At 60.5% G+C, this 6,877-nt stretch carries 9 protein-coding genes; 2 read left to right on the forward strand and 7 right to left on the reverse strand.

What is annotated here, in order from left to right:
- Positions 1–101 precede the first annotated feature (101 nt).
- From AC04MI_RS11375 to gstA, 6 genes are read right to left on the reverse strand one after another with little or no spacing between them, the layout of a single operon-like run.
- Positions 102–782 carry a DsbA family protein gene (locus AC04MI_RS11375; RefSeq protein ID WP_436077456.1) on the reverse strand — a complete coding sequence of 227 codons (681 nt, stop codon included), beginning with the start codon at positions 780–782 and terminating at the stop codon, positions 102–104.
- Complete coding sequence (locus AC04MI_RS11380) at positions 779–1,765, reverse strand: catalase family peroxidase (protein WP_436077457.1); 987 nt, start codon at positions 1,763–1,765, stop codon at positions 779–781. The genes AC04MI_RS11375 and AC04MI_RS11380 overlap by 4 nt, the downstream gene beginning before the upstream one ends.
- A gap of 2 nt (positions 1,766–1,767) precedes the next feature.
- Complete coding sequence (locus tag AC04MI_RS11385; protein ID WP_436077458.1) at positions 1,768–2,868, reverse strand: MBL fold metallo-hydrolase; 1,101 nt, start codon at positions 2,866–2,868, stop codon at positions 1,768–1,770.
- Position 2,869: 1 nt separating this feature from the next.
- Positions 2,870–3,250, reverse strand: coding sequence for a nuclear transport factor 2 family protein (locus tag AC04MI_RS11390; protein WP_436077459.1), 381 nt, complete (start codon positions 3,248–3,250; stop codon positions 2,870–2,872).
- The gene (locus tag AC04MI_RS11395) at positions 3,247–3,465 is read right to left on the reverse strand and encodes a tautomerase family protein (protein WP_056062421.1); all 219 of its coding nucleotides are present in this window, start codon (positions 3,463–3,465) and stop codon (positions 3,247–3,249) included. The genes AC04MI_RS11390 and AC04MI_RS11395 overlap by 4 nt, the downstream gene beginning before the upstream one ends.
- 11 nt (positions 3,466–3,476) lie before the next feature.
- On the reverse strand, positions 3,477–4,097 hold the full coding sequence (gene gstA / locus AC04MI_RS11400) for a glutathione transferase GstA (RefSeq protein WP_233193738.1): 621 nt from the start codon (positions 4,095–4,097) through the stop codon (positions 3,477–3,479).
- A gap of 106 nt (positions 4,098–4,203) precedes the next feature.
- Between gstA and AC04MI_RS11405 the strand changes: the two genes are divergently transcribed.
- Positions 4,204–5,115 carry a LysR family transcriptional regulator gene (locus AC04MI_RS11405; protein ID WP_436077460.1) on the forward strand — a complete coding sequence of 304 codons (912 nt, stop codon included), beginning with the start codon at positions 4,204–4,206 and terminating at the stop codon, positions 5,113–5,115.
- A gap of 92 nt (positions 5,116–5,207) precedes the next feature.
- Here the strand turns inward: AC04MI_RS11405 and icd are convergent, their stop codons facing one another.
- A complete protein-coding gene (gene icd / locus AC04MI_RS11410; RefSeq protein WP_436077461.1) occupies positions 5,208–6,467 on the reverse strand; it encodes an NADP-dependent isocitrate dehydrogenase in 1,260 nt (419 codons plus the stop codon).
- 225 nt (positions 6,468–6,692) lie between these two features.
- On the opposite strand from icd, the gene AC04MI_RS11415 reads away from it, so the two are divergent.
- Positions 6,693–6,877, forward strand: a 185-nt coding sequence (locus AC04MI_RS11415; RefSeq protein ID WP_476497825.1) for a hypothetical protein, incomplete at its 3' end; no start/stop codon positions are given.

The raw sequence follows: 6,877 nt of genomic DNA on the forward strand, positions 1-6,877 counted from the left end.
GGCTGTGGGAAAAATCGGGAAGCATGCAACAGGGGCTGATCAATAGCGCTGCTGCACAAAGTGGGCCTCACCATCTGTGGCGTTGCATACACTTTCCCCCGCTAGCCCCAGGGTGTGACTGTCATCGATGTCTGATCCATCCAACGATCTATGGTCGCAAGCAACACGGGCGCTTTGGCAAAACCATCCACCAGGCGGACCAGGTGCTCGCCATGTTTGCCCAGAAGTGCGGGAAAGCTGGTGATGCCCCAGCGACGCGCTTGCGCAAAGTCCCTCTGAGTCACCTGGAGGGTGGCATCGGCCACGAAGCACTCCTGCAGCCCTTGGGCATCCAACGCCTGTACCGACAGAGCCTGAGTCACTACGGCGACCAGCACTTCTGGATCGGTCGTGTCCAAGCCGTCGGCATAAAAAGCCTTTTGCAGCGCCCGAAAAATGGCCAACAGGTTTGCACCCGGCTGGCTGAGCCGAGCGGCAACCACCGCGCGACAGACAGGCTCTGTGTCGTATACAAAGCCTCGCCGAGCCAGGAGGGCCTCTCGGTCAAAGCTCAGGCCTGTCTCTGCTTCCACCTTCGCCCAGTGAAACAACCTCAAGCGCTTGCCGGCATCGTCCAATACCTCAGTAGCCCCTGCACGCAGACCACCAGTGACGATGTCGAGCCGCATTTCGGGCCGCTGGGCCAGTGCCTCGGACAGTTCTTGTCCGAAGCCGTAGCACCATGAACACATGGGGTCTCCCACAAACACCAAGCGGTGTCGCTCGCTGGCGGCGGCGTTCATTGGCGCTCCGCCATTCGGCGCCCGAATGAAATCCCATATGCGGCTGGACGCGCCAGCAGCACCGGGTCGGCAGAAGGTTCGATGCCATCCGGCAGAGCCAGGGGATTGAAAAGGACGGGCTCGCAGGTCGAAGACTCGGACAAGCTCTCAATCACCAGACGCCCTGCAGTGACCTGCCGACGCTGTTCTGGCCACGCGACGGTCGGGTCGCTGGGATCGTCGGCGTCTTCAGCCAACTGCACCAAAAACCGGAAGGAAGCGGGTCCTCTGGCAAGTCGCTCCTGCAGCTCTGCCGCGAGAAAATCGTCGGGTAGCTGCATGCTCTGCTCCTCACTCAATCGCTGCTCTCCCGCCTCCGGCTCAAAACGCCAACGCACAAAGCGGCGTTGGTCATCCGGAGCCCGGAAGATGAATGCGTTCACGCCCCAATAAGGAGTCGTGACATAGCTCGCAGGCGCAGAACGCTCGGCCAGATATTTCCCCTGGCGCAACGACTCGGGGTGAGCCAGGTTGAATGCTGCCAAGCGTTCTGGAGACGGTTTGCCGGTCACCGGGTCCGGGACGCGGGATCGGACAAACGGAGCGAAGTCCGCCGGGTCCTTCACAAAATATACCGGAGCAGACAGGTTGGCCTGCATCCAGACTGCCCCATCGGGAAGGTCCAGCTTGAGCGACAGACCACGTGTTGAGCGGCTTTTGTCCGACGCGCCGGGATTGCCCCCACCCACCGAAAACCGAGCGAGGGCTGGCACTTGGGCTCCCGAAAATGCAGTCGCTTTGCTCAGTGCTCGTGCCTCGGCAGTTCCGATGAAGAAGCCCTTCGCACACAGCCCCTTCGTCTGCGTACGACGCACGCCAGCGTGTTTGCCAAACAACGCCTCCAATGCGTCCACAGACTCTGTCAATGGTTGGGCTACTACCGCCATCGGCTGCCCAACGGCCAGCGCGAGCAACATGAGGTAGATGTAGTTTCTGAGTGCCATGCTCAATCCAGCCGCAGGCTCTGCTCCATGGTGAAGCACTGGTCCCAGATGTACACATCAAAAGCCGCCAGGCGAGAAGCCCACTTGGGTGTCAACGCGTTCACACATTGGGCCGCCACACGGTCTATGTAATTGTCAAAGACGGCCCAGGGGTTGGATTGGTCGCGGGCATCCATGCCCTCGCCCAAGGCCGTGTTCTGCAGGGCCTTGCCGGCAGCCTCTTTGAGATCTTGCAAAAACTCATGTTGCATGGCGACATCGGTCTTGGTACCGGCGCGTGCAACATGGCCAGAAACCAGCCAGTCGAAGTCCATCGACTTGATCTTCTCGACCTGCTTGAAGTAGCCCGGGATGTCCTGCGCCAGCGCAAGGCGTCTCCACGGCATCCATCCGGGAAAGATGACGTCCACCACCATCAACGTACGTTGCTCAGGTGCCAGGATGAAGATGTTCCCCGGCTCATGACCATTGCCGTGGTACGAGAGGTCCAGGCGCTGCCCGCCCACTTTGAGGGTGTACTTGTCGCGGAAGGTGACGCCGGGCAGCGGGCGTTTGGGATCACGTGCACGCGCCAGGATGGTTTGGGTTTCTTCGTGCGCAATGATCACAGGTCGGCGCGGCAGCGTGGCTAGCAACTCCCCTGCTGCACCGATGTGGTCAACATGGGCATGGCTGTAAATGATGTGTGTGATCGGCTTGCCCGTGACTTCACGGATGGCTTTCGCGATAAATCCGGCCAGCGGAGGCGGTGCGTCAGCCAGCACTACGCCTTTTTCGTGCACCACAAACATCGCCTGGTAGACGTTGTCGGTCACCATGTACAGGCCGCGCCCCAGTTCCTGGATTCGATAACCCTTCGCGGGGTCAATGGTGGGTCCCTTGGCAGCTTCGGGGATTTCCATGTACTTGCCGGTGCGCGCTCCAATGGCCGCAATCGCGGGCATTCCATGGTAAGGCTCCGAAGCAGCACACCCTGGGGCCGCGCACTCTTGGTGAGCCGATGCGCTGGCAGAAAAACCCAGCAGCAATGCAGTGACGCAGTACAGCGCCAGCCCGCCCACTGAAGAGAGAAACGGCTTGGAGAAAGGTCGAAGAATATTCATGTCAATCTCTGATGTCGTAATGAAAGACCTTGGAGACGATCTGCCAGCGTCCGTCCAGCCAGAGCAGCGTCAGCAGGTCGATGAAATGTTTGGGCGCGATGGAGCACTGGAGTTTGGCCAGTGCCGTCACGGGGCCTACCAGGTCGATGGAGAGCACGCGGTCGGTACGCGCTTGGCCGCTCGCCACAGGGGCTGGGCGAGCATCCACCACCGGGAAGTACTCGTCCATGCGCCAGAAGATGGGTTGCTCTCCCACCGCCGTGGCGTACAGGGCCTGCGGATGAAACACCTTGGCCAGGCGCGTTGTGTCGCTGTGGTAAAGGCCGTCGAGGTACAGCTCCAGCACCGAATGGATGGCGGCAAAGTCAGCAGCACTACTCATTGCGCACCGCCTTTCTTCGCCCGCTCACGCAGCACGGTCACGGTTTCGCCCGCGATGCCCCAGTGGTCGGTATCCACTTCTTCGATCACAACAAAAGTAGTGGCAGGGTTCTTGTCGAGCACCTGCACGACAAGGTCGGTAGCGCCCCGAATCAGCTGGGCCTTTTGCTCGCGCGATGCACCCTCGCGGGTGATCTGGATCTTGATGTAAGGCATGGGAGTATACCTCAGGCTACGAGGCCTTCTGTCTGCATCGCGGCACGGACCTCGGGGCGGGCTGCCACACGCGCCATGAAGCTGCCGATGTGCTGCAGTTCCCCCAGGTCGATCTGCACAAACTTGGCCCAGCCGAGCACCACGAACAGATAGGCATCGGCGGCAGTGAAATCGCTGCCCGTGAGGTAGCTCTTGCCAGCCAGTTGTCCGTCGAGCCAGACCAGCTTCTTGTAAAGCACAGCAGCCAGCGCCTTCTTGGCATTGGCATCCACATCGCTGTGGAACAGCGGGGTGAAAGACTTGTGCAGTTCCGCCGTCACGTAGTTCTGCCACTCCATGACCCGGTAGCGCTCCAGACTGCCTGCGGGGGGCATCAGGGTGCGTGCGCCCGCCCGGTCCGCCACATATTGAGCAACTATCGGCCCTTCGGTGATCCGCGTCCCATCAGCAAGTTCGATCACAGGCACCTGGCCTTTGGGGCTGATGGCATAGAAGTCGCCGCCAGTGCTGGTGGTGTGTTTGTGGGTATCAACCTTCTCCAGCGTGAATGGCGTGCCTGTTTCGCGCAGAAGAATGTGCGTCGCCAGCGAGCATGCGCCGGGAGAGTAGTAAAGCTTGATCGAGTTCTGCATCTGGGGACTCCTTACGTCCGTGGTTGGTGATGCAGCAACTGTATTTGCGATGAAATTGACAATAAACTAGATTCATTTCAAATCACTAATTACATAAGAATCAACAATGAACCGGCAATTCGACAACCTTCGCCTGGGCAGCATTGAGTTGTTCTGCCTGACGGCGCAGCACCAGGGGTTCACTGCGGCAGCCAAGGCCACAGGACTCACGGCGGCTGCCGTGAGCCGTTCAGTTGCACGGCTGGAGGAGCGTCTGGGCGTGCGCCTTCTCATGCGCACTACGCGCCAAGTGCGCCTGACGGAGGTTGGGCAGCGCTACTACGACCAATGCCGCCAGGCGCTGACGCAACTCAGCGAGGCAGAGCGTGAGGCGTCGGGCCAGCAACTCAAGCCAGCAGGCCTTGTGCGGATGAGCCTGCCCACTTCGTACGGCCACCATCGCGTACTGCCTCTCTTGCCCGCGTTCAGCAAGAAGTACCCCGACATAGAGATAGAACTGCAGTTGTCCAACCGTAACGTGGACTTCACCGAGGAAGGTTTTGACCTCGCCATCCGCGGCCGAACACCGCCAGATTCGAGCCTGGTGGCTCGCAAGTTGGAGGATGCGGCCTTGATCGTTGTCGCAGCCCCGGCCTACCTGAAACGCCACCGCGCACCCGTTACGCCAGACGAGCTGGAACGACATGAATGCGTGCAGTTCGTGCTGCCGAGCAGCGGGCAGGTCGTTCCCTGGTTGCTGGTGCACGAGGGCCAGACCATGGAATGGCCGACCCAGGGCAAGTTGCGCTGTGCTGATGACATCCTGGGTCAGGTCACGCTGGCCCGCGCAGGAGCAGGCCTGGTACAAACGTACCGTTTTCTGGTGGAGGAGGATCTGCGCAACGGCCAGTTGGTCGAAGTGCTGGCGGGGCATGCGGGCGCGTCACGCCCGTTTTCGCTGATCTACCCAGGTAACCGGCACATGCCCCTGCGGGTGCGGGTGCTCATCGACTATCTGGTACGCGCGCTGGGACGCTGAGGCGCAAACAAAAAACCCTGGTCCGAATGACGCACCAGGGTTCTTCTTTTATGGAGACGTTTTGAACCGCCCCGAAGCCAAGGCGGATGCGACTACATGTTGTCAATCATGACCTGCCCAAACCCCGAGCAGCTGACCTGCGTGGCACCTTCCATCAGGCGGGCAAAGTCGTAGGTCACCTTCTTGGATGCGATCGACTTCTCCAGCGAGCTGATGATCAGGTCGGCAGCCGCTGTCCAGCCCATGTGGCGCAACATCATCTCGGCCGACAGGATCTCGGAGCCGGGGTTGACGTAATCCTTGCCCGCGTACTTGGGCGCCGTGCCGTGGGTGGCTTCAAAGCACGCCACCGAGTCGGACATGTTGGCGCCAGGGGCAATGCCGATGCCGCCCACCTGTGCCGCCAGAGCGTCAGAGATGTAGTCACCATTCAGGTTCAGCGTGGCCACGACCGAATACTCGGCCGGGCGCAGCAGGATCTGTTGCAGGAAGGCATCGGCGATGCTGTCCTTGATGGTGATTTCCTTGCCGTTCTTGGGGTTCTTGAGGCGGCACCAGGGGCCGCCGTCGATGAGCTCAGCACCGAATTCCTTCTGTGCCAAGGCATAGGCCCAGTCGCGAAAGCCCCCTTCGGTGTACTTCATGATGTTGCCCTTGTGCACGATGGTCACGCTGGGCTTGTCGTTGTCGATGGCGTACTGGATGGCCTTGCGCACCAGCCGCTCTGTGCCCTCGATGGACACGGGCTTCACGCCCAGGCCGGACGTGTTGGGGAAGCGGATCTTCTTCACCCCCATCTCGTCCTGCAGGAACTTGATGAGCTTTTTCGCCTTGTCCGACTCGGCCTCGAACTCAATGCCGGCGTAGATGTCTTCCGAGTTCTCGCGGAAGATGACCATGTTGGTCTTTTCGGGTTCCTTCAGCGGCGAGGGCACGCCCTTGAAATACTGCACGGGACGCAGGCACACATACAGGTCCAGCTCCTGGCGCAGCGCCACGTTCAACGAGCGGATACCGCCGCCCACGGGCGTGGTCAGCGGGCCCTTGATGGACACCACGTACTCGCGCAGCACCTGCAGGGTTTCATCGGGCAGCCACACATCGGGGCCGTACACCTTGGTGGACTTTTCGCCCGCGTACACCTCCATCCAGTGGATCTTCTTCTTGCCCCCGTAGGCCTTGGCCACGGCTGCGTCCACCACCCTGATCATGACGGGCGTGATGTCCAGGCCGGTGCCGTCACCTTCGATGAAGGGGATGATGGGCTCGTCCGGCACATTCAGGGACATGTCGGCGTTGACGGTGATTTTCTGGCCTTCGGCAGGCACCACGATGTGCTGGTAGGTGGTCATGGGTGGGGAGTCTCCGGTGTGCGCCGAGTCTGATTCGGTCGATGAGGGGCAAAGCGAGGAAAAGAAGCACCGCCGCAGGCGCGCCAGTGTGGTTTCAAACCATTCTAATGACAAAAAATTTCGTCCAAGACCCTGTCAACGGGCCGCGCGCTGCTATCGTTGCGAGTGGAGCCGTACGGAATTCGTCCGGCCCTTCAACCTTCGTTCACACTGGAAACGGCATATATGAAAAAACTCCTCGCTGTCCTCGTGGCCGGTCTGTTCACTGCTGGTGCTTTTGCACAGGCACCCGCAGCCGCCCCTGCCACTACCGCTCCCGCAGCCGCTCCCATGACGGCCCAGGCAGCAGCACCGGCCACCAAGAAGGTCGCCAAGAAAAAGACCACCAAAAAGGTCGCCAAGAAGAAAAC

It is taken from the genome of Acidovorax sp. LjRoot204 (assembly GCF_056175785.1).